The sequence below is a fragment of the Pseudomonas sp. P4_C1 genome (assembly GCF_056402155.1).
This window is the reverse complement of the sequence record NZ_JBFUHY010000007.1, coordinates 114,774-136,911: the sequence shown is the minus strand read 5'-3', so window position 1 is coordinate 136,911 and position 22,138 is coordinate 114,774. Positions and strand designations below refer to the sequence as shown.

Genomic DNA, 22,138 nt, shown 5'->3' with positions numbered 1-22,138 from the left:
ACGATAGCGGAGTGTCAGGCGACATCACCGTTGAAAGTGATGACGCCATCGCGAGCAAGCTCGCTCCCACAGGGGGGGATGTGTCGGTCAAACCGGCTGCAACTTCTGCTCGAATACAGACACCCCGTCCAGATCCCGCAACACCACGCTCAACTCCCCCGTTTGCCCATCGATATTCACCTCGCCAAAAAACTGAAACCCGGCAAACGGCGAGACGTTCTGCGCGGGCGGCGCCTTCTCGAATACCGCTTCCGGGCCAAAGGTCTTATCTAGCGGATTAGGCCCGAAACTGCCGGCATTCAAGGGCCCGGCGACGAACTCCCAGAACGGTTCGAAGTCCTGAAACGCCGCCCGATCCGGGTGGTAATGATGGGCGGCGCAGTAGTGCACATCCGCGGTCAGGAACAGGAAATTGCGCACCTGCTGCGCCCGCAGGAAACCGAGCAGTTCGGCGATTTCCAGTTCACGCCCCTGGGCCGGGCCGGGGTCACCGTTGGCCACGGCTTCCCAGCGCGCGACACCGGGGCTGACCTCGCCGTCGGGCACGCCGAGGCCAATGGGCATGTCGGCGGCGATCACTTTCCATTGCGCGTTCGAGGCCTGCAGTTCGCGCTTGAGCCAGTCCAGTTGCTCACGACCGAGGAAGGGTTTTGCAGCGCCCAGATTGTCATCGTTGGCCCCGCGATAGCTGCGCATGTCCAGCACGAACACATCGAGCAGCGGACCGTAACCGAGCTTGCGATAGATCCGCCCGCCGCCATCGGCGCTCTGCAAACGCATCGGCGCGTATTCGAGCCAGGCCTGGCGTGCGCGGCCCACCAGGCTGTGGATATCTTTGCTCTGGTAACGCGCATCCAGCTGCTTGCCCGGCGACCAGTTGTTCACCACTTCGTGGTCGTCCCACTGCCAGATCTGCGGGACCTCGGCATTGAAACGACGGATGTTTTCGTCCATCAGGTTGTAGCGGTAATTGCCACGGTACTCATCGAGGGTCTCGGCGACTTTGCTCTTGGCCTCGGTAGTGATGTTGCGCCACACCCGTCCGCCTTCTGTGGTGAGCTGCGCCGGTATCGGGCTGTCGGCGTAAATGGTGTCGCCGCTGTGGATAAAAAAGTCCGGCAGACGCCGGCGCATCGCCTCGTAGATCCGCATACCGCCAATGTCCGGGTTGATGCCGAAACCCTGGCCGACGGTGTCGCCACTCCAGACAAAACGGAGGTCGCGCCGGGTCTGTGGCACGCTGCGCAAGTGACCGAACCAGGGCTCGCTGGCAACGCCGCTCTGGGCGTCTTCAAACTGCACACGGTAGAAAATCGCCTGGCCGGCAGGCAGCCCGGTGAGTTCGACCCGGGCGGTGAAATCGGTGCGCGCATCGGCCAGGGGCGAGACGAATCGCCGAGGGTTGGGAAACAGGCTGCGAGTGTCCCACTCCACCACCATCCGTGCGGGGCGGTCGCAGCGGCTCCAGATGATCGCCCGGTCGCCCAGCAGGTCGCCGGACTGCACACCGTCGGTGAGTTGCGGCCGATCCTTGACCGAAGCGATCACCGCCGGCGCCAGCCCTGGCAACAACAACCCGGCGCCGACCGCTTGCATCACACGACGACGCCCGAGGTTGAAATCGCTCATGGTGTTCTCCCTGAAAAAGGAAAAACTAAAGCATGGACCTATGACCCTGGCATGACACAAATCTTCCCAACACCACAGGGGCAGGTGTCAGGCTGTGACGGGCTCTACCGCCAACTCCACCACCTCCGGCCGCTTCACCAGCGCATACACCACCGCCGTCAACAGGCTCCCCGCCACAATCGCCAACAAGTAAAGCAGCGCATGGTTGATTGCATTCGGGATCGCCAGCACGAAAAACCCACCGTGGGGCGCCATCAGTTTGCAGCCGAAATACATCGACAGCGCACCGGTCAGCGCACCGCCGGCGATGCTCGCCGGAATCACCCGCAGCGGGTCTTTCGCCGCAAACGGAATCGCCCCTTCGGAGATGAAGCACAGCCCCAGCACCAGCGCCGCTTTACCGGCTTCGCGTTCGGTCTGGGCGAACTTGCGCCGCGCAATGAATGTGGCGATGCCCAGACCGATCGGCGGCACCATGCCGGCCGCCATGGTCGCCGCCATCGGCGCGTAGCTCTGCGACGCCAGCAAGCCCACCGAGAACGCATAGGCCGCCTTGTTGATCGGCCCGCCGAGGTCGACGCACATCATGCCACCCAGCAATACACCCAGCAGAATCGCGTTGGTGGTGCCCATGCTGTCGAGGAAATGCGTGAGCCCGGCAAGCATCCCGGCGACCGGTTTACCGACCACGTAGATCATCACCAGACCGGTGAACAGACTCGCCAGCAACGGAATGATCAGGATCGGCTTCAGCGCCTCAAGACTTTGCGGCAATCGCGCATAACGGTTGATCGCCTTGGCCGCATAACCGGCCAGAAAACCGGCAATGATCCCGCCGATGAAACCGGCGCCCAGGGTGCTCGCCAGCAGACCGCCGATCATCCCCGGCGCGAGGCCCGGACGGTCAGCGATGGAATAGGCGATATAGCCTGCCAGCAGCGGCACCATCAGCTTGAACGCGGTGTCGCCACCGATCTGCATCAACGCCGCCGCCAGCGTGCCCTGCTCCTTGAATGCGGTGATGCCAAATACGAACGACAAGGCGATCATCAAGCCGCCGGCCACCACCATCGGCAACATGAATGACACACCGGTCAGCAGGTGTTTATAGACACCGGTTTTCTCTGATTTGGCTGGGCCCTTGGCGCTGCTCGAAGCGCTTTCCTGCTGGCCTTCGGCCAAGGCCTTTTTCAAAGTCGCTTCAGCTTGCTTGAGAGCGATACCGGTGCCACAGCGATAGATTTTCTTGCCGGCGAAACGCTCGGTGGCGACTTCGATATCAGCCGCCAGCAGCACCACATCGGCCTCGGCGATCGCTTGCGCGCTCAATGGATTGCGCGCACCGACCGAACCCTGGGTTTCCACTTGCAGGTCATAGCCCAGGCGTTTGGCCGCTTGCTGCAAGGCCTCGGCAGCCATGAACGTGTGAGCGACACCCGTCGGGCACGCGGTGACGGCCACCAGTCGCGGCGCGTTTTTAGCCACCGTCACAGGTTCGACGACGGCTTCGTCAGCAACATAAACCTGAGCGTCCTGCGCTCCACGCCGCAACACGGCTTCCACGTCTTGCAGGGCCTGGGCCGGGGTGCTCTGGAACAGCCGCTTACCGACAAACCGCGACATGTCCACCGGCGCGCTGCTCACCAGCAGCACCCACTCGGCCGCATCGAGAGTGGCCGCCGACAGTTGTTTTTCGGGATGCGCGGCATCGGTGATTTCGACACTGGTGCTCCAGCCCTGACGCTGAGCCGCGGCATCGAGCAGCCGGGCACACAGCACACTGGTGACCATGCCGTTCGGGCAGGCCGTAACGATGGCTAATTTCATGACAAACCCTCTTATTGTTCTGTCAGGGGACGCACGCGCACACCCTGTTCGAGCTGCGCCAATTGCGCTGCATCGCCAATGCCGAAACCGATCTGGGTCACTGCCATCGCGGCAATCGCCGTGGCGGTGCGTAAGGTCTGCTCCGGCGTATCGGCACTGAGCAAACCGTGGAGCATCCCCGCCAGCAACGAATCACCCGCGCCCACCGTACTGGCGACGCTGACCTTGGGCGGAGTGGCATGCAGTGCCGAACCGACGCTGAACCAGTTCACACCCTCGGCACCATGAGAAATCACCACATGTTCGATGCCCTGGGCGTGCAAACGCTCCGCCGCTATGGACTGGGAACTGACCGACACAACCTCGCAGTCCAGCACCTCGGCCAGCTCTTCAGTGTTGGGTTTGATCAGCCAGGGTCCCGCTTTCAGCGCCGCACGCAACGCCTCGCCGCTGGTGTCGAGGGCAACGCGCAGCCCCAGGCTTTTCAAACGCAGGACCAACGCCTGCAACCACTGCGCGCTAACGCCCAGGGGCAAACTACCAGCAACCACCACCGCATCGTGACCCGGGGCAATCTGCTCCAGTCGATCAATCAAGGCCTGCTGCGCCGCCTCGCTGACCTGCGGCCCCGGCCCATTGATGTCGGTAATGCGACCGTCGCTTTCCGCCAGTTTGATGTTGCTGCGGGTTTCACCGGGAACGCGGATGAACGCATCGACAAAACCGCGTTTGGCGAACAACGCTTCGAACGCTTGCAGGTTGTCTTCGCCAAGAAAACCACTGACGGTCAACTGATGCCCAAGGTCGGCCAGCACTTGCGCCACGTTCACGCCTTTGCCGGCGGCGTGGGTGTGCATCACATCGCTGCGGTTGACCTGGCCGGCTTCAAGGCGCGGCAACTGTACGGTCAGGTCCAGCGCCGGGTTGAGGGTCAGGGTGAGAATCCGGGCCATTACAGGGCCTCCACTAATGCGCGCACTTCATTGGCGCTGCCCACGGCCAAGGCCTGTCGGGCAAGGGTTTGAGTCTGAGTGAAGCCCAGTTCGCGAATCCGCGCCTTGACTTCGGCAATGCTGCGAGCGCCGACGCTAAGTTCGTCCACGCCGAGGCCGACCAGCACCGGCACCGCCAGCGGGTCAGCCGCCAGCTCGCCGCACACACCGACCCATTTGCCGTGGGCATGGGCCGCGCGCACGGTGATGTCGATCAGTTGCAGCACCGCCGGATGCAAGCCATCGGCCTGGGCCGACAGCGTCGGATGGCCACGGTCGATGGCCAGGGTGTATTGGGTCAGGTCGTTGGTACCGACGCTGAAAAAGTCGACCTCTTTGGCCAGCACCGGCGCCAGCAACGCCGCCGACGGCACTTCGATCATAATCCCCAGTTGCAGGTCGGCAACCGGAATTTCCCGGCGCAAACGTTCGGTCATGTCACGGGCCTGACGCCACTCGTCGACGCTGCCCACCATCGGGAACATGATCCGCAGCGGCCGGTTGTCGGCCGCCCGCAGCAAGGCGCGCAATTGCGCTTCCATGACCTGCGGGCGCTGCAAGGTCAGGCGTATGCCGCGCACGCCGAGGAAGGGGTTTTCTTCCTTCGCAATCGGCCAGTACGGCAGCGGTTTGTCGCCACCGACATCGAGGGTACGCACCACCAGCGGTCGCCCGGCCAGACCGTCGAGAACGCGACGGTACTCGACTTCCTGGGTCGCTTCGTCGGGCGCTTGCGAGTGGGCCATGAAGATCAGTTCGGTGCGCAACAGGCCAATGCCTTCGGCGCCCTGCTCCACCGCGCCGGTCACGCCAGCGCTTTCACCAATGTTGGCGAACACTTCGACGGCGTGGCCATCGGTGGTCAGCGCGGGTTGATGGCGCCGTTCAGCAGCCGCCTTCAAGCGCTGCTCGCGGGTATCGCGTTCGGCGGTTGCGCGCTGCAAGGTCGCCGCGTCAGCGTCCACATGCAGACGACCACGCTGGCCATCGAGCAGCAATGGCGTGCCCGGTGCCAGCAGCAAAACGCCAGGGCCGGCGCCGACCAGTGCCGGAATACCCAGGGCCCGGGCGACAATCGCACTGTGCGCCGTAGCACCACCCCGGGCGGTGAGAATCCCGGCCACGCGAGCGGGGTCGAGACGCGCGACGTCGGACGGGCCGACTTCGTCCATCACCAGAATGTATGGTTGATCCGGTTCGCTTGGGGTTTCGATGCCACAGAGTTGCATCAGTACCCGACGCCCGATGTCGCGCAAGTCGGCTGCGCGCTCGGCGAGCAAGGCATCCTGCAACGCTTCCTGCTGCCGGGCCGCCGCTTCAATTACGGCCATCCACGCCGCCTCGGCGCTTTCGCCCTGCTTGAGGCGCGCATCGACCTCATCAGTCAGTTCCGGGTCGTCGAGCATCTCCTGGTGAGTGATGAAGATTTCGCGAATGGCCTTGCTTTTGCTGCGCTCGATCAAGCCCTGAATGTCACGGCGCACCTGCGCCAGTGCCTGCTGGAGGCGCTCACGCTCGATGCCGGCGGACTCGCCGCGCAACGGGTAATCGATGGTTTGCAGCACTTGAATATGCGCCGGGCCGATGGCGATCCCCGGCGCGGCGGCAATTGCCTGAACCACACTGCCTGACACCGGGGCGAGGACCACTTCGGCCATCTCGGCAACGACTTCGCGTGCCTGGCTTACTGGCGGCAGCGGTTCGACTTCCTCACCGAGGCCCTCTTCGATGGCCGCCAACAGGGCCGGCAACGCGTCAGCCGCGATGCCCGGTTCGGCAATGATTTCCAGAACCTGCCCCCGACGGGCGCCGAGGCTGAGCAACTTGCTCAAACTCTTTACCGACACCGCGCTGTCGTGACCATCGACAATGCGCACGCGGATGTCACCTTCAAAACTCTTTGCCAGTTGCGCGAGGATTTTCGCCGGCCGCGCATGCAAACCGTGGGCATTGGCCAACACAATACGCGCACTGGGCCAGTCGGCGGGCACTTCACCACCGAGCACTTCGAGGACTTTGCGGCTGCTGGTGGCGCGCCCCAATTCATGGCCACGCCCTTCGATCAACAACGCGCACAGGCGTTCGAGCAGCGCTTGATGGGCCTCACCGAGGCTGGCCAGGCAGAACAGTCCATTGAGTGGCTGGCCGAGATAGCGCAGCGGTTTGTCCGGGGTGACGAAGGCCAGTCCCGGGCGCTTCACCGTTTGCTCGCTGTGCAGCCACCACAGACCATCGCCCAGGGGCAGCGCTTCAACCTGCTGCAGCACGGCGGAGAAACCGTTGCTCACGCAGTCGGCCTGCCGCAGCAGACGAGCGCCGCGCCAGACCAGCTCTTCGAAATCTTCGGCCGCCACACCGAGGCCGATCATCTGCGCATCCAGCGCCAGCTCCTGTGGCGCGCCTTGCAGCAACTTCAGCAATGCTTCGGCGGAACCGGCGCGACGCAGGGCCTGGCCCAGATCAGTCTCGCCGAGGGCGCGGGTCAGCAATTGCAACAGGCGCAGATGTTCATCGGATTTGGCAGCGATTCCGATCGCCAGGTAAACGATATGACCATCGCCCCAGTCCACACCTTCAGGGAACTGCATCAGGCGCACACCGGTGGTGAACACCAGGTCGCGGGTTTCGGGCGTACCGTGGGGGATCGCAATACCTTGACCAAGAAAGGTCGAGCCCTGGGCTTCCCGCGCCTGCAATCCGGCGAGATAACCCTCGGTAACCAGGCCGTCGGCGACCAGATGCCGGGCCAGCAGTTGCAGCGCTGCGGATTTATCCACAGCCGACTGGCCCATGGATATCTGCTCTACAGTGAGCTCGAGCATGCTTTCTCCTTTTTGGCGCCTTGGGGCGCCAGGTATTGTTTTGAATGAGCCAGCTTAGGCGCTTGTTCGTCACTTTTGGCGGTTTCGCGGCAGAACCGGCCAAAGGCACCTATTAACGTAGAAAATACGCTTGCTGAATCGTTTAATCTAGAATGAATGGCACGTTACTCGATAATGTCCCATCCTTGAAGCCCAACTTGTCGGATGCGTTACGACAATGGTCGCCTGCCTGAATCGGTTAGGATTGACGAAAATGTCGAGGCAACCTCGAAAAAACAAGGAAACAGCGGGTTGAAACTCAGTGATATCGCCCAGTTGGCCGGTGTGTCCGTCACCACCGCCAGCTATGTCATCAATGGCAAGGCCGAACAACAACGCATCAGCAGCGCTACCGTCGAACGCGTGCGCGCGGTCGTCGAACTGCATGGCTTCACGCCTAACCCACAGGCCGCCGGTTTGCGCAGCCGACACACCCGCACATTGGGGTTCATTCTGCCGGATCTGGAAAACCCCAGTTACGCGCGAATCGCCAAATTGCTGGAGCAAGGCGCGCGGGCCCGGGGTTATCAGTTGCTGATCGCCAGCTCCGACGATGCACCGGACAGCGAACGGCAATTGCTGCAACTGTTCCGCGCCCGGCGCTGCGACGCACTGATCGTTGCCAGCTGCCTGCCGGCCGGCGACGACAGCTATCGCCAATTGCAGGCCAAGGGCATTCCGATCATCGCCATCGACCGGGTCATGGAACCCGAGCACTTCTGCTCGGTGATCAGCGACGATCGTGAGGCCAGCCTGCAACTGACCCGCAGCCTGCTGGAGCCGCTGCCCAGGCAGATCGCACTGATCGGCGCCCGCCCGGAGCTGAGCATCAGCCGGGAACGTGCCGCGGGCTTCAAAGAGGCCCTCACCGGATTCGACTGCGAGGTGCTGATCGAAGAAGGCGAGTCCTTCAGCCGCGAGTGCGGCAAACAATTGATGGAAGAGCTGCTGCAGCGCCTGGGCCATTTGCCCGAGGCCCTGGTGACCACATCCTACGTGCTGCTTCAGGGTGTGTTCGATGCGCTGCACGACTTCCCGCTGAAAAACCGTCCGCTGCGCCTCGGCACATTCGGTGACACCCAGTTGCTGGACTTCCTGCCGCTGCCGGTCAACGCCATGGCCCAGCAACACCAGTTGATCGCCGACAAGGCCCTTGCACTGGCCCTGGCGGCCATCGAACAGTCGGATTACCGGCCCGGCGTGCAAGCCATCGCGCGCACGTTCAAGCAGCGTATTCGCCAGGACTGAACCGTGGAGCTGATCGACACCCACACCCACCTGGATTTTCCGGACTTCGACGCCGACCGCCAGGCGCTGCTGGCCGAAAGCCGCGCCCTCGGGGTGCGGCGAATGGTGGTGCTGGGGGTTTATCAGGCCAATTGGCAGCGGGTCTGGGAGTTGGTGCAGAGTGATCCCGATCTGCACGCCGCGTTCGGATTGCACCCGGTGTACCTGGATGATCATCGACCGCAACACCTGAGCGAACTCGGTGACTGGCTGACTCGATTGGCCGGCCATCGGCAACTGTGTGCGGTAGGCGAGATCGGCCTGGACTACTTCATCGAAACCCTGGACCGCGACCGCCAGCAGGCGTTGTTCGAGGCGCAATTACAACTGGCGGTGGATTTCAATCTTCCGGCATTGATCCATGTGCGGCGCAGCCATGCGGCGGTGATTGCCACGCTCAAACGGTTTCGTTTGAAACGGGCCGGCATCATCCACGCCTTCGCCGGCAGCCAGGAAGAAGCGCGGGAATACATCAAGCTCGGTTTCAAGCTCGGCCTTGGTGGCGCCCCGACCTGGCCGCAGGCGCAGCGCATGCACCGAGTGCTCGGCGCACTGCCACTGGATTCGGTGGTGCTGGAAACCGACTCGCCGGACATGGCCCCTGCCATGTTCCCCGGCCAGCGCAACAGTCCGGCACACTTGCCGGCGATCTGCACGGCACTGGCGCAATGGATGGCAATCAGCCCGGAACGACTGGCGGCTGCCAGCACCGCCAACAGCTGCGAAGTGTTCGGCTGGTAATCAGTCGACGTGAGCCCTGGCGGCCTCCAGGATCAGCGTCAAGTGCTGGCGCCGGCGGAAATAACGGACCACCGCGAAGTACACGAATATGACGATCAGCGAAGCATTCAGCTGTTCGATGACGCTGAGCATCCCCAACCACTCCATCACCAACGCCACCAGCAAGGTGATGCAGACCATCATCCGCAGACTGGCGCGCAACAGCGAAAAAGAGTCGAGGGACTTGAAGCGCCTGATCTGCTCCGGACAACATAACTGAAGGTGTTTCTGGCAGTGGGCACAGGCAAACGCTTCATTGATCGCGATGGCGTTGAGCTGCCAGGGTTGAAGCAGCAATGTGCGCTGACAATGCGCACAGCGTCCCTGGACTCCTGATATTGCAACAGACATAACCAAGTTCCTCCATGAAGTAAGCCGCGTAACTCTTCCTTGATTGACATCCAAAATCCAGCGCACGGAAAGAATCAGGAGGACTCTCACCGGGAAAAGGAAAAAGTATTACGAAACCTTCCCACAGTACATCAAACCTGTGGGAGCGAGGAGACTTTCAAACCCTGAATGCACTGATCAACTGTTTCAACTCCATGACCTGGGCCGACAACGCCCGGCTGGCATCTTCGGTCTGATGTGCACCTTCAGCGGTACGCTCGCCGGCGCGATTGATCTCGACGATGTTCTGGTCGATGTCGTGAGCCACGGCGGTTTGCTGCTCCACGGCGGCGGCAATCTGCTGGTTCTGGTCGACGATCATGCCAACCGCGCCCAGGATGTTTTCCAGCGCCCGCTGGACCTTCTCCGACTGCCCCACCGTGCCGTTGGCCATTTCATGGCTGGTGCCCATGGCCTTGACCGCCGCGCCGACTCCGCCATGAAGCCTGGCAATCATCTGCTCGATTTCTTCGGTCGATTGCTGGGTTCGTTTGGCCAGGGTCCGGACTTCATCGGCTACCACGGCGAAACCACGGCCCTGCTCACCGGCCCGTGCGGCCTCGATGGCGGCATTGAGCGCCAGCAGATTGGTCTGCTCGGCGATGCTCTTGATCACTTCGAGCACGCGGCTGATGGACTGGCTGTCGCTGGCCAGTTGATTGATCACCAGCACCGACTGATCGATCTCGCTGGCCAGCGCGGCAATACTGCCTTGCTGCGACTCCACCAAGCCGCGACCACTGATGGTCTCATCGTTGACACTGTGGGCACTGCTCACCGCCGCCGCGGCACTGCGCGCCACCTCCTGGGAAGTGGCCGACATCTGGTTCATGGCCGTGGCCACTTGTTCGATTTGCGTGCGCTGCCCGGCGACGGCCTGGTTGCTTTGCGCGGAAACGTTTTCCACTTGCCCGGCCTGACGCTCGACTTCGCTGACGGTCTGCCCCACCCGCTCGATCAGGTCATGGATCTTCTTCACGGTGCCGTTGAACACCTCACCCAGCTCCCCCAGCTCATCGCGGCTGTGGGCGCTGAAGGTCACGGTCATGTCGCCGGCCGCCACCTTGTCCATCACCGCTCCGAGGCGCTTGAGCGTGGTACGGGTCGAGGCATAGAACGCGCCGTAGAGATAAAAGATCAGCACAAATACGACTGACAGCGCCACGGCCTGCAAAACCATGTGCGTGCGGTTCTGTTCCAGGCGTTGCTGCAACTGCGGGCCCAGATACTTCAGGGTTGCTTCGTTGAGTTGGTAGGTCTGGTCCATAAGGGCGCTGACCTGATCGTAAAAGCCCTGCCACGGCGCATCGAGGGTGTCGGCCATGACCACTTGTTCTTCGAACAGCTCGCTGGCTTTTTTCAGCGACGCCCGGCTGACCTCGGCCTGCGCAGCCAAAGTCTCGCGCGCAGCCTTGCTGGAACCCAGGGCATCCTGCAACTTCAGACCATATTCGCTCTGGAGTTTTTCAATCTGCGCCAGCAACTCATCGAAACGGGTACTCGAAGCCGAGTTGATAAAACCCTGCCCCAACGAATAGGACCCCATTGCCCGACCTTCCCCCAGGATCTGGGTGACACGTGGCGTTACGAGGGTGACGAGCTCGCTCAACTGGCGCATGTCGCTCTGGTTGTCGCGACTGAGGCCGGACTGGCTGGTGATGAGCTGGCTGAAAATCTGCGCGCTGCCGACCAGTTTGCCAATCAGGGCACTTTTGCTTTGCAGGGAGTTTTCCGTTTGCTGGGCCTTGAACGCGGCGATCATTTCATCGCGTTTGCCATCAAACACCGCGACCTGTTCCGGGTCGCTGGTCATCGCCGTCAGCCCTTGCAGGCGAGTCAGAATATTCTGCTCAAGGGTGCTGATTTTCGATTCGACATTGCCGGCCTTGCCGGACTGGCCGAGGCTGACATTGATCTGCACCAGGTTGTTCAGGGTTTCCAGATCGCGCCGCAGCGTCAGGCTACTGCCCAACAGGTCGAGACTTTGCAGTTCGATGCGCGTGCCCTGGAATTCTCGGTAGGAGTCACGTACCAGATAGAAGTTGGTCACCAGCATCGGCACCAGGAACAGTACGCTGATCAGGCTGAACTTCATGCCGAAGCTCAGGCGGTTCATCAGTGCGACAGCGGGATAGAGCAAGCTCTTCACTGGATGTCTCCCTTCAATTTCTTATTTTTTTTATTGGCGGGCGCAGACAGAAAGCAGATAGCCACTATTCGGCGCTATCTCTGTATAACTTAAATCGACAGGGGGTTTTGTAACTTAAGGTTAACGACAGGGCGAAGCACTTCGGACAAGTGATCGCCCTATGGCGAGGGGGTTTGCTCTGATTTCTGACGACAGCGCTAAGGCAAAACCGTCCACAACGCAAATCCGGCATACCAGAGCACCGCGGCACGCAGCAGCAGTTCCCAGATGCGGTCCAGGTTGTTGATACCTTCTGCGCCAGCCACCGGCGCCGGAATTTCACCGGCCACCAGCCCGACTTTCACGATCAATTGCGTGGCGCTGATGTTCCAGTTCAGTAGCTCATGCAGCATGACCCGGCTGACCGCGACAAAATTGCCGACCAATGCCAGGCTCGCCGCCAGCAGACGCACCGGCACCCAGTCGAAGGCGTGACGCAATTGCCCGGCGCGTTCGACCACCGCCGGGTTTTTCCCGTGTTCTTCGGCCAGCGCCAGCAACCGATAGCTCAGCGCCGCGACCGGCCCCAGCAGGAAGTACCAGAAAATCACCGCGAAAAAACTATGGTAGGCCTCCCACAGCAAATGCCCTTCGACCTGTTCCAGCAGTTGCTCGCCACTGTCGGCGCAAATGTCCAGATCGCGGTTGGCGACATGGGCCGCTGCTTGCAGGTCCTCCCGACGCCAGGCATCGCGGAACGGCCCGAGATCGCCCAGCAGATCACCGCGCCCCAGGCTGTAAATCACCACCAGCAAATGAATCGGCAACGCCAGCAACCCGTAGGCCACCGGCTCGATGACGACCAACAGCAAACCCAGCAACGCCACCGGCAACAAAACCAGTACCGACAACACCAGCCAGGGTCGGCCAGAAAGTCGCGGGCTGGCCTCAAGCTTGTTCAGCTCCTGTGTCCAGCCCCTGTCACGCTGAACCCGATGACGCAAGGCCGAGAACTTCTCGATCCACACCGCCAACAGCAACACCAGAAAACTCATCGTCCTTCCTCTTGTGCCAGGGCGGCACGATAGCGTGCCCAGTCGAACGCCGGCCCTGGATCGGTTTTGCGCCCCGGTGCAATGTCGCTGTGCCCGCAGATGCGCTCTGTGGTGATTGCCGTGAACGCCTGCTGCAACTGGCGGGTCAGGGCTGTCAACGCGCTGTATTGCGCGTCGGTGAACGGCAGATCATCCGTGCCTTCCAGTTCGATGCCCACGGAAAAATCGTTACAGGTTTCCCGTCCCTCGAAGCTCGAAACACCCGCATGCCACGCACGCTCAAGGCATGAAACGAACTGGGTGACGGTACCGTCACGCTCGATCAGAAAGTGCGCGGACACCCGCAAATCCGCGATCCCTTCAAAATAGGGATGTTCGGTGACATCCAGACGATTCTGGAAAAACTCCTGCACCTTGCCGGTGGCGAACTGCGCCGGTGGCAGGCTGATGTTGTGGATCACCAGCAGGGAAATTTCGCCTGTGGGGCGCGCATTGAAGTTGGGTGAGGGGCAGACATGCACACCCTGAATCCAACCGCTCGCGGGGTCCAACTGCATACCGATTCCTTCGACGTCGACTGTGTTGGCACAGTATGCCGCGATAATCCCCTGGGGCGCGATCACTTGCCGCGATTGAAGCGCTGGAGATTGCCGAACTCAAACAGGCGTTTGCTCGGCATCGACGGCCAACGCCGACTACGACAGGGATTCGACCAAATGCAGGCGCCAGCACCAATGTAACGCGCTGATGCCTTGGGTTGGTCGCTGCCATGGCCCTATAATCGAGCCACTTTGTTTGTGGAGTCCGTTATGCCGAATCTACGTCTCGCCGATCTGACCGCCGAAATCGAAGCCAACGTGCGCCGTGCGTTGCGTGAAGACATCGGCAGCGGCGACATCACCGCACAGTTGATCCCGGCCGAACGCCTGGCCAAAGCCACCATCATTACCCGCGACGCGGCCGTCATCAGCGGCACCGCCTGGGTGGATGCCGTGTTCCTGCAACTGGACCCACGGGTGGCGGTGCACTGGCAGGTTGCCGACGGTGAACGGGTGACGCCCAATCAGGTGCTGTTCCACCTCGAAGGCCCTGCGCGCTCACTGCTGACCGGCGAACGCAGCGCCCTGAACTTCCTGCAATTGCTCTCCGGCGTGGCGACCCGCGCGCAGTACCTGGCGGACTTCGTGGCCGAGACTCAGGTCAAGCTGCTCGACACCCGCAAAACACTGCCGGGGCTGCGCCTGGCGCAAAAGTACGCCGTGACCTGCGGCGGTTGCCATAACCACCGCATCGGCCTGTATGACGCCTTCCTGATCAAGGAAAACCACATCGCCGCCAGTGGCGGCATCGCGCAGGCCATCGCCGCCGCGCACAAGATCGCTCCGGGAAAACCGGTCGAGATTGAAGTGGAAAGCCTGGATGAACTGAAAGAAGCGCTGACGGCCGGTGCCGACATCATCATGCTCGACGAACTGAGCCTGGACGACATGCGCGAAGCCGTGCGCCTGAATGCCGGCAAGGCCAAACTGGAGGCCAGCGGCGGGATCAACGAAAGTACGTTGCTACCGATTGCACAGACCGGGGTGGATTACATTTCGATCGGTGCGATGACCAAGGATGTGAAGGCGGTCGATCTGTCGATGCGACTGAGTCTCTGATCCCACGTGTGAATTGCCAAAACTGTAGGAGCGAGCTTGCTCGCGATGCACCTGAGAGCGCCACGTTTAACCAGTAAACACGCGCTATCGTTAACGACCATCGCGAGCAAGCTCGCTCCTACATGATTGTCAGACCACCAGATTGTTCATCTCGCAGTACTCTTCCCACCCGACACCCAACACCTCGGCAGCTTCTTTATGCAGCTTCAGGCGTTCTGCTTCGTACTCTTCCGGCGTTGAGGTGTACTTGAGCGTCAGCTCCCACGGCTGCAGGCCCTGGGCTTCGGCTTCATCCTCGAACGCCCACTGAATCTGGTCCTTCTGATCATCGGCACTCAGGTCCTTGATCTCGTCCATTAGTTCGTGGTTATCAAGCACGTACTTCTTCAGCGCTTCTTCGTGTCTGGCTTCTTGGGTCAATTCTTTTATTGTCATGGCGTTCTCGTTGATCTGGGGAATGGAAGATGGATCTGGATCATCAAGGATCTCTCTGACGCAAAAAACCGTATGAAGCGCGGTTTGTCTGGCCTTCAGAACCATTCGGGATCATCTGAAAACAAGTCTTGCTGGTGCCCGAGACAGGAATCGAACCTGCGACCTTCGCGTTACGAGTGCGCTGCTCTACCGGCTGAGCTACACGGGCGGTGGGCTAAACCTAGCACTGACTTCAGGGGCAGGCAACTTCCGGAACGTCTCAATTTCCTGCAGACAAAAAAATGCCCCACCGTTTTCACGGCGGGGCATTTTTTATAACGTTGAAGCGGTCAGGCGTGGGGCGTGATTAAACGCCCGAAGCCTTGGCTGCTGCCACGTCTTTGATGGAAAGCTTGATACGGCCGCGGTTGTCCACGTCCAGTACCAGTACTTCCACTTCCTGGCCTTCTTTCAGGATGTCGGTCACTTTCTCGACGCGAGCATCGCTCAGCATGGAGATGTGAACCAGACCGTCCTTGCCTGGCAGAATATTGACGAATGCGCCGAAGTCGACGATGCGTTCAACCTTGCCAACGTAGATCTTGCCGATCTCGGCTTCAGCGGTGATGCCCAGAACGCGCTGACGTGCCGCTTCAGCCGCTTCCTTGGTTTCACCGAAGATCTTGATCGAACCGTCGTCTTCGATGTCGATCGAAGCCTTGGTTTCTTCACAGATCGCACGAATGGTCGCGCCGCCTTTACCGATGACATCACGGATTTTGTCGGTGTCGATTTTCATCGCGATCATGGTCGGAGCGTTGGCCGACAGTTCGGTACGCGACTGGCCGATGATCTGGTTCATCTGGCCGAGGATGTTCAGGCGCGCTTCCAGGGCTTGGCCCAGAGCGATCTCCATGATTTCTTCGGTGATGCCCTTGATCTTGATGTCCATCTGCAGCGCAGTGACGCCTTTGGCGGTACCGGCTACCTTGAAGTCCATGTCGCCCAGGTGGTCTTCGTCACCCAGGATGTCGGTCAGGACGGCGAATTTCTCGCCTTCTTTAACCAGACCCATGGCGATACCGGCGACCGGCGCCTTCATCGGCACACCGGCGTCCATCAGGGCCAGGGAAGCGCCGCAAACGGAAGCCATCGAGCTCGAACCGTTGGATTCGGTGATTTCCGAAACCACGCGGATGGTGTACGGGAACACGTCAGCGGCAGGCAGCATGGCCGAAACCGAACGACGGGCCAGACGGCCGTGACCGATTTCGCGACGACCAGCGCCACCCATGCGACCACACTCGCCTACCGAGAACGGAGGGAAGTTGTAGTGCAGCATGAACGGGTCTTTCTTCTCGCCTTCCAGGGTATCGAGCAGCTGTGCATCACGGGCAGTACCCAGCGTTGCGACTACCAGAGCCTGGGTTTCGCCACGGGTGAACAGAGCCGAACCGTGGGTTTTTGGCAGAACACCAACTTCGATGTTCAACGGACGTACAGTCTTGGTGTCGCGACCGTCGATACGTGGCTTGCCGTTGACGATGTTTTCGCGAACGGTACGGTATTCGATTTCGCCGAAAGCCGCTTTGACTTCGCTGGAAGAAGGCTGGCCTTCTTCACCGGACAGCTTGGCAACGACCTGGTCTTTCAACTCGCCCAGGCGAGCGTAACGGTCGGCCTTGACGGTGATGGTGTAGGCCTGGGAGATCGCTTCGCCGAACTCGGCACGGATAGCGGCCAGCAGTTCGGTGGCTTCTGGCGCAGGAGCCCAGGTCCAGGTTGGCTTGGCAGCTTCGGCGGCCAGTTCTTTAACGGCGTTGATCACAACCTGGAACTCGTCGTGAGCAAACAGTACCGCGCCCAGCATCTGGTCTTCGGTCAGCTCTTTGGCTTCCGATTCAACCATCAGTACGGCGTCCGAAGTACCGGCAACGACCATGTCCAGGCTGGAAGCTGCCTGTTGCTCGTAAGTCGGGTTCAGCAGGTAGCCGGTGCTTTCGTGGAAGGCAACGCGGGCAGCGCCGATCGGGCCATCAAAAGGAATGCCGGAGATAGCCAGGGCAGCCGAGGTACCGATCATCGCAGCGATGTCCGGATCGGTCTTCTTGCTGGTGGAAACGACGGTGCAGACGACCTGCACTTCGTTCATGAAGCCTTCCGGGAACAGCGGACGGATCGGACGGTCGATCAGTCGGGAAGTCAGGGTTTCTTTCTCGGAAGGACGGCCTTCGCGCTTGAAGAAACCGCCAGGGATCTTGCCGGCAGCGTAAGTCTTTTCCTGGTAGTGAACAGACAGAGGGAAGAAGCCCTTGCCTGGATCGGCTTGTTTTGCACCGACTACGGTCACCAATACGCTGACGTCGTCGTCAACGGTGACCAATACTGCGCCGGAGGCCTGACGGGCGATACGGCCAGTCTCGAGGGTAACGGTCGACTGACCGAACTGGAATTTTTTGATTACCGGGTTCACGGTGTCCTACCTTCTTTGTGGCTCTTGGGGGAACTGGTTTCTTGCGAAATTCTTGGGCAACGCCGGGAGTCGGCCCGACTGGATTGTCCAGGTGTTACTCGGGTAAAGCAGGTATCCAGATAAAACTTGAGGCTGGGAGCCTGCCATGCGCCGGCGGGAAACCCACTGACGTACGACAGACAACCAACCTCTAGCGCAATCGCTTATTAGCGACGCAGACCCAGGCGAGCGATCAGAGCGCTGTAACGGCTCACGTCCTTGCCTTTCAGGTAGTCCAGCAGCTTACGACGCTGGTTAACCATGCGGATCAGACCACGACGGGAGTGGTGGTCTTTACCGTTGGCCTTGAAGTGACCTTGCAGTTTGTTGATGTTGGCGGTCAGCAGTGCAACTTGCACTTCTGGCGAACCAGTGTCACCAACAGCTTGCTGGTAGTCAGCTACGATTTGAGCTTTTTCTTGAACGTCGAGAGCCATGAGGCAATCCTTTTATCAGGAAACCGTTTCAGAAAAACAGTTTCAACAGGCCAGGGACAAATCCCTGTATCTAAAAATGAGTAGTGACCGTGCCTGTTGACAGCCACCCTCGCCAGCCTGCTGTTACACAGACTGGTTTCGGTCACTCTGACCGAATCAAACGACGCGGCGCGATGCGCCCGTCTTCGCTCACTTCACCGATACCGATGAAGCGACCATTGTGATCCTGTACCCGCACCATGCCGAACTTCGGAGCATCCGGGGCACGTACCGGCTGGCCGTTGAGCCAGTAGAACGCGCTCGCTTCCGAGAACTGCAACAGTGGCCAATCCAGCAGGCCGCTGTCCGATGGCATCAGGAAGCGATCGACCGCTTCGTTGCCGCCTTCGGCATGTACTGCTTCCAGCTCTTCGAGGGTAACCGTCTGCGCCAGGGTGAATGGCCCGGCCTGGGTACGTCGCAGTTCTGCAACGTAAGCGCCACAACCGAGTTGCTCACCAATATCCTCCACCAGGGTGCGGATATAGGTGCCTTTAGTGCAATCCACCGCCAGCCGCGCAGTATCACCTTCGAAGGCCAGCAATTCCAAGCGCGTAATAGTAACAGAACGCGGTTCGCGCTCCACTACTTCGCCTGCACGAGCCAACTTGTACAGCGGCTGGCCATCACGCTTGAGCGCCGAGTACATCGGCGGTATCTGACTGATTTGCCCACGAAATTTCGGCAGTACAGCCTCGATATCGGTGCGACCAACGGTCACCGGGCGCTCCTGCAAAACCTCACCTTCGGCATCCGCCGTGGTGGTGGTCTTGCCCAGTTGCGCCAGGGTTTCATAACCCTTGTCGGAATCGAGCAGGTATTGCGAGAACTTGGTCGCCTCACCAAAACACAGCGGCAACACGCCGGTGGCCAGGGGATCGAGACTGCCGGTATGACCTGCCTTTTCGGCGTTCAGCAACCAGCGAACCTTCTGCAAGGCCGCGTTGGAGGTGAACCCCAGCGGCTTGTCGAGCAGGATGATGCCGCTGACGTTACGACGGATACGTTTGACCTGAGCCACCGATTACTCCTTGGTGTCTTCGGCTTCTGCCGCAACCGGATGCTGATTGTCTTCAGCCACTGCGCGCTCGATCAGGGCCGACAGATGCGCACCGCGTACGACGCTTTCGTCGTAGTGGAAGTGCAACTGAGGAACGCTACGCAGCTTCATCTCGCGAGCCAACTGCATGCGCAGGAAACCGGCGGCAGAGTTCAGCACCTTGATGCTTTGGGCAATTTCTTCAGCGCTGTCCTGGCCCATCACGGTGATGAAAATCTTGGCGTGACCGACGTCACGGCTGACTTCCACCGCGGTAATGGTGACCAGGCCGACGCGCGGGTCTTTGACTTCACGACGGATCAGTTGTGCCAGCTCGCGCTGCATCTGATCGCCGATACGTTGGGTACGGCTATATTCTTTTGCCATGTCTTGTTACCTGTAACTGCCCCACGGTGAAACCCGTGTGGTCTGAAAGCGGCAAACGCCCGGCCTGACAGAAGCCAGACCGGGCGTTGCGTTTAGAGTCCGGGTGACGAACTGCGCACTTGCATGCGGCGGCCCGTCACGGCTCTTGAAGTGCGCGAATTAGAGGCTGCGAGCAACCTGCACCTTCTCGAAGACTTCGATCTTGTCACCGACCTTGACGTCGTTGTAGCTCTTCACGCCGATACCGCATTCCATGCCGGCACGTACTTCGGAAGCGTCATCCTTGAAGCGGCGCAGGGATTCCAGCTCGCCTTCGAAGATAACGATGTCTTCACGCAGTACACGGATCGGACGGTTACGGTGCACAACACCTTCGATAACCATGCAACCGGCGATCGCGCCAAACTTCGGCGAACGGAACACGTCACGCACTTCGGCGATGCCCAGAATGTTCTCGCGAACATCGCTGCCGAGCATACCGGTCAGGGCTTTCTTGACGTCTTCGATGATGTCGTAGATCACGTTGTAGTAACGCATATCCAGACCTTCCTGCTCGACGATCTTGCGCGCGCCGGCATCGGCACGCACGTTGAAGCCGAACAGTACAGCGTTGGAGGCCAGTGCCAGGTTGGCATCGGATTCGGTGATACCACCGACGCCGCCACCGACCACACGCACTTGCACTTCGTCGTTACCCAGGCCGTTCAAGGCACCGTTCAACGCTTCGAGCGAACCACGGACGTCAGATTTGAGGACGATGTTGAGCGTCTTCTTCTCTTCCTGGCCCATGTTTTCGAAGATGTTTTCCAGCTTGCCGGCGTGAGCGCGAGCCAGTTTGACTTCGCGGAACTTGCCTTGACGGAACAGAGCCACTTCACGGGCTTTCTTCTCGTCGGCAACCACGCTCATCTCGTCGCCAGCGTCCGGGGTACCGTCCAGGCCGAGGATCTCGACAGGGATGGCCGGACCGGCTTCCTTGATTGGCTTGCCGTTCTCGTCGAGCATGGCACGTACACGGCCATAGTTCGAACCGACCAGGACCATGTCGCCCTGACGCAGGGTACCGTCTTGAACCAGAACGGTAGCCACCGGGCCACGGCCCTTGTCGAGACGGGATTCAACCACGACGCCACGGCCAGGAGCCGACGGAGTTGCAGTCAATTCCAGGACTTCGGCTTGCAGCAGTACCGCTTCGAGCAATTCGTCGACGCCAGTACCCATCTTCGCCGAGACCGGTACGAACGGCGTGTCACCACCCCACTCTTCCGACGTCACGCCGTGTACCGACAGCTCGCTACGGATGCGATCGAGATCGGCGCCCGGCTTGTCGATCTTGTTCACCGCCACGACCAGCGGAACACCCGCAGCCTTGGCATGCTGAACAGCTTCAATGGTCTGCGGCATCACGCCGTCGTCCGCTGCAACCACCAGGATCACGATGTCGGTCGCCTTGGCACCACGGGCACGCATTGCGGTAAACGCAGCGTGACCAGGGGTATCGAGGAACGTCACCATGCCACGGTCGGTTTCAACGTGGTAAGCACCGATGTGCTGGGTGATACCACCGGCTTCGCCAGCAGCAACCTTGGCACGACGGATGTAGTCGAGCAGGGAAGTCTTACCGTGGTCAACGTGGCCCATTACGGTCACGACTGGTGCACGGGAAACTGCCTCGCCTTCAAACTTCAGGGACTCGGCCAGGGAATCTTCCAGGGCGGTGTCGCTGACCAGGGTCACTTTGTGGCCCAGCTCTTCGGCAACCAGTTGGGCAGTTTCCTGATCCAGTACCTGGTTGATGGTCGCTGGAGTACCCAGTTTGAACATGAACTTGATGATTTCAGCAGCCTTCACCGACATCTGCTGGGCGAGATCGCCAACAGTGATGGTTTCGCCGATCTTCACTTCGCGCACGACAGGGCCGGTCGGGCTCTGGAAACCGTGGGCGTTGCGCTTCTTCAGCTTGGCCTTGCCGCGACCACCACGGCGGAAGCCATCGCTTTCTTCGTCGGTAGTACGTGGGGCAACGCGCGGAGCAGGCGCCTTTTCCTTGACCGAAGCACGATGCGGAGCGTTTTTGCGCTCGCCATCGCCGCTACCGCGACGATTGTTGTCGTCGGCACGTGGCTTGTCCGGACGACGCTGTTCGTCACGCTTGCGGGCATCGACCGCAGGAGCTGGAGCGGCTGCCACAACCGGTGCGCTTTCGCGAACTGGCTCGGCCACCACAGCAGGCGCTGCAACAGGTACGGCTTGAGCGGTCGGCGCAGCAGCAGGCTGGCGACGCGCTTCTTCTTCGGCGCGGCGCTTGGCTTCTTCTTCAGCCTTCTGACGAGCAGCATTTTCTACTGCGCGACGTTCATCCAGTTCACGCTTGCGCTCGGCTTCGATTTCTTCCGGGCTGCGCTGTACGAAGACTTTCTTCTTGCGTACTTCAACGCTGATGCTTTTGCTGCCAGCAACCCGCAGGGTGCTGGTGGTTTTACGCTGCAGCGTAATTTTGCGTGGTTCTTCCACTTTCGCCTTGTGGCTGCTTTTCAAGTGAGTCAGCAACGATTGCTTCTCACTGTCAGTCACACTTTCTTCGGCGGCGGTGTGCGGCAGACCTGCCTCACGCATCTGCTGCAACAGGCGCTCTACCGGTGTTTTGACCTCATCGGCCAGTTGTTTCACCGTGACTTGCGTCATGCACTTCTCTCCTCAGGC

Annotated in this window: 17 protein-coding genes and 1 tRNA gene; 3 read left to right on the top strand and 15 right to left on the bottom strand. The window is 60.5% G+C overall.

Going from position 1 to position 22,138, the window contains the following annotated elements:
- Positions 1-87: 87 nt before the first annotated feature.
- The 4 genes from AC1DU9_RS07610 to ptsP form a co-directional block, all read right to left on the bottom strand.
- Positions 88-1,629: an alkaline phosphatase D family protein gene (locus AC1DU9_RS07610; RefSeq protein ID WP_223458624.1), complete on the bottom strand. Its 1,542-nt coding sequence runs from the start codon at positions 1,627-1,629 to the stop codon at positions 88-90.
- Between the two features lie 87 nt (positions 1,630-1,716).
- Positions 1,717-3,456 carry a PTS fructose-like transporter subunit IIB gene (locus tag AC1DU9_RS07605; RefSeq protein WP_223458621.1) on the bottom strand — a complete coding sequence of 580 codons (1,740 nt, stop codon included), beginning with the start codon at positions 3,454-3,456 and terminating at the stop codon, positions 1,717-1,719.
- A gap of 11 nt (positions 3,457-3,467) precedes the next feature.
- Positions 3,468-4,409, bottom strand: a complete 942-nt coding sequence (gene pfkB / locus AC1DU9_RS07600; protein ID WP_223458619.1) for a 1-phosphofructokinase — start codon at positions 4,407-4,409, stop codon at positions 3,468-3,470.
- Positions 4,409-7,270, bottom strand: coding sequence for a phosphoenolpyruvate--protein phosphotransferase (gene ptsP, locus AC1DU9_RS07595; RefSeq protein WP_223458617.1), 2,862 nt, complete (start codon positions 7,268-7,270; stop codon positions 4,409-4,411). Before ptsP ends, pfkB begins: the two co-directional genes overlap by 1 nt.
- Before the next feature lie 291 nt (positions 7,271-7,561).
- Here ptsP and cra point away from each other — a divergent pair, with 291 nt between their 5' ends.
- Positions 7,562-8,557, top strand: coding sequence for a catabolite repressor/activator (cra, locus tag AC1DU9_RS07590; protein ID WP_223458615.1), 996 nt, complete (start codon positions 7,562-7,564; stop codon positions 8,555-8,557).
- A 3-nt stretch (positions 8,558-8,560) separates the two neighbouring features.
- A complete protein-coding gene (locus AC1DU9_RS07585) occupies positions 8,561-9,337 on the top strand; it encodes a TatD family hydrolase (protein WP_223458613.1) in 777 nt (258 codons plus the stop codon).
- On the opposite strand, the gene AC1DU9_RS07580 is transcribed toward AC1DU9_RS07585, so the two are convergent.
- The 4 genes from AC1DU9_RS07580 to ampD form a co-directional block, all read right to left on the bottom strand.
- Positions 9,338-9,727: a hypothetical protein gene (locus tag AC1DU9_RS07580; RefSeq protein ID WP_223458611.1), complete on the bottom strand. Its 390-nt coding sequence runs from the start codon at positions 9,725-9,727 to the stop codon at positions 9,338-9,340.
- A gap of 157 nt (positions 9,728-9,884) precedes the next feature.
- A complete protein-coding gene (locus AC1DU9_RS07575; protein WP_411740699.1) occupies positions 9,885-10,589 on the bottom strand; it encodes a methyl-accepting chemotaxis protein in 705 nt (234 codons plus the stop codon).
- 1,523 nt (positions 10,590-12,112) lie between these two features.
- Positions 12,113-12,949: a regulatory signaling modulator protein AmpE gene (gene ampE, locus AC1DU9_RS07570; RefSeq protein ID WP_223458607.1), complete on the bottom strand. Its 837-nt coding sequence runs from the start codon at positions 12,947-12,949 to the stop codon at positions 12,113-12,115.
- A complete protein-coding gene (ampD, locus tag AC1DU9_RS07565; protein ID WP_218429220.1) occupies positions 12,946-13,506 on the bottom strand; it encodes a 1,6-anhydro-N-acetylmuramyl-L-alanine amidase AmpD in 561 nt (186 codons plus the stop codon). The genes ampE and ampD overlap by 4 nt, the downstream gene beginning before the upstream one ends.
- Positions 13,507-13,758: 252 nt before the next feature.
- Here ampD and nadC point away from each other — a divergent pair, with 252 nt between their 5' ends.
- Positions 13,759-14,607: a carboxylating nicotinate-nucleotide diphosphorylase gene (gene nadC, locus AC1DU9_RS07560; protein ID WP_223458605.1), complete on the top strand. Its 849-nt coding sequence runs from the start codon at positions 13,759-13,761 to the stop codon at positions 14,605-14,607.
- A 129-nt stretch (positions 14,608-14,736) separates the two neighbouring features.
- Here the strand turns inward: nadC and AC1DU9_RS07555 are convergent, their stop codons facing one another.
- The 7 genes from AC1DU9_RS07555 to infB all read right to left on the bottom strand — a co-directional run bounded on the left by AC1DU9_RS07555 (position 14,737) and on the right by infB (position 22,120).
- Positions 14,737-15,042, bottom strand: coding sequence for a DUF6388 family protein (locus tag AC1DU9_RS07555; RefSeq protein WP_223458602.1), 306 nt, complete (start codon positions 15,040-15,042; stop codon positions 14,737-14,739).
- A 132-nt stretch (positions 15,043-15,174) separates the two neighbouring features.
- Positions 15,175-15,250, bottom strand: a tRNA-Thr gene (locus AC1DU9_RS07550).
- A 138-nt stretch (positions 15,251-15,388) separates the two neighbouring features.
- Entirely contained in the window at positions 15,389-17,494 is a 2,106-nt protein-coding gene (pnp, locus tag AC1DU9_RS07545) for a polyribonucleotide nucleotidyltransferase (RefSeq protein ID WP_223458600.1), read from the bottom strand.
- 206 nt (positions 17,495-17,700) lie between these two features.
- The gene (gene rpsO / locus AC1DU9_RS07540) at positions 17,701-17,970 is read right to left on the bottom strand and encodes a 30S ribosomal protein S15 (protein ID WP_011332409.1); all 270 of its coding nucleotides are present in this window, start codon (positions 17,968-17,970) and stop codon (positions 17,701-17,703) included.
- 142 nt (positions 17,971-18,112) lie between these two features.
- Positions 18,113-19,030 carry a tRNA pseudouridine(55) synthase TruB gene (truB, locus tag AC1DU9_RS07535; RefSeq protein WP_108218143.1) on the bottom strand — a complete coding sequence of 306 codons (918 nt, stop codon included), beginning with the start codon at positions 19,028-19,030 and terminating at the stop codon, positions 18,113-18,115.
- A gap of 3 nt (positions 19,031-19,033) precedes the next feature.
- Positions 19,034-19,435 carry a 30S ribosome-binding factor RbfA gene (rbfA, locus tag AC1DU9_RS07530; RefSeq protein WP_007973108.1) on the bottom strand — a complete coding sequence of 134 codons (402 nt, stop codon included), beginning with the start codon at positions 19,433-19,435 and terminating at the stop codon, positions 19,034-19,036.
- 159 nt (positions 19,436-19,594) lie between these two features.
- Positions 19,595-22,120 (bottom strand): translation initiation factor IF-2, encoded by a 2,526-nt coding sequence (gene infB / locus AC1DU9_RS07525; RefSeq protein ID WP_223458598.1) that lies wholly within the window; start codon positions 22,118-22,120, stop codon positions 19,595-19,597.
- Between the last annotated feature and the right edge of the window lie 18 nt (positions 22,121-22,138).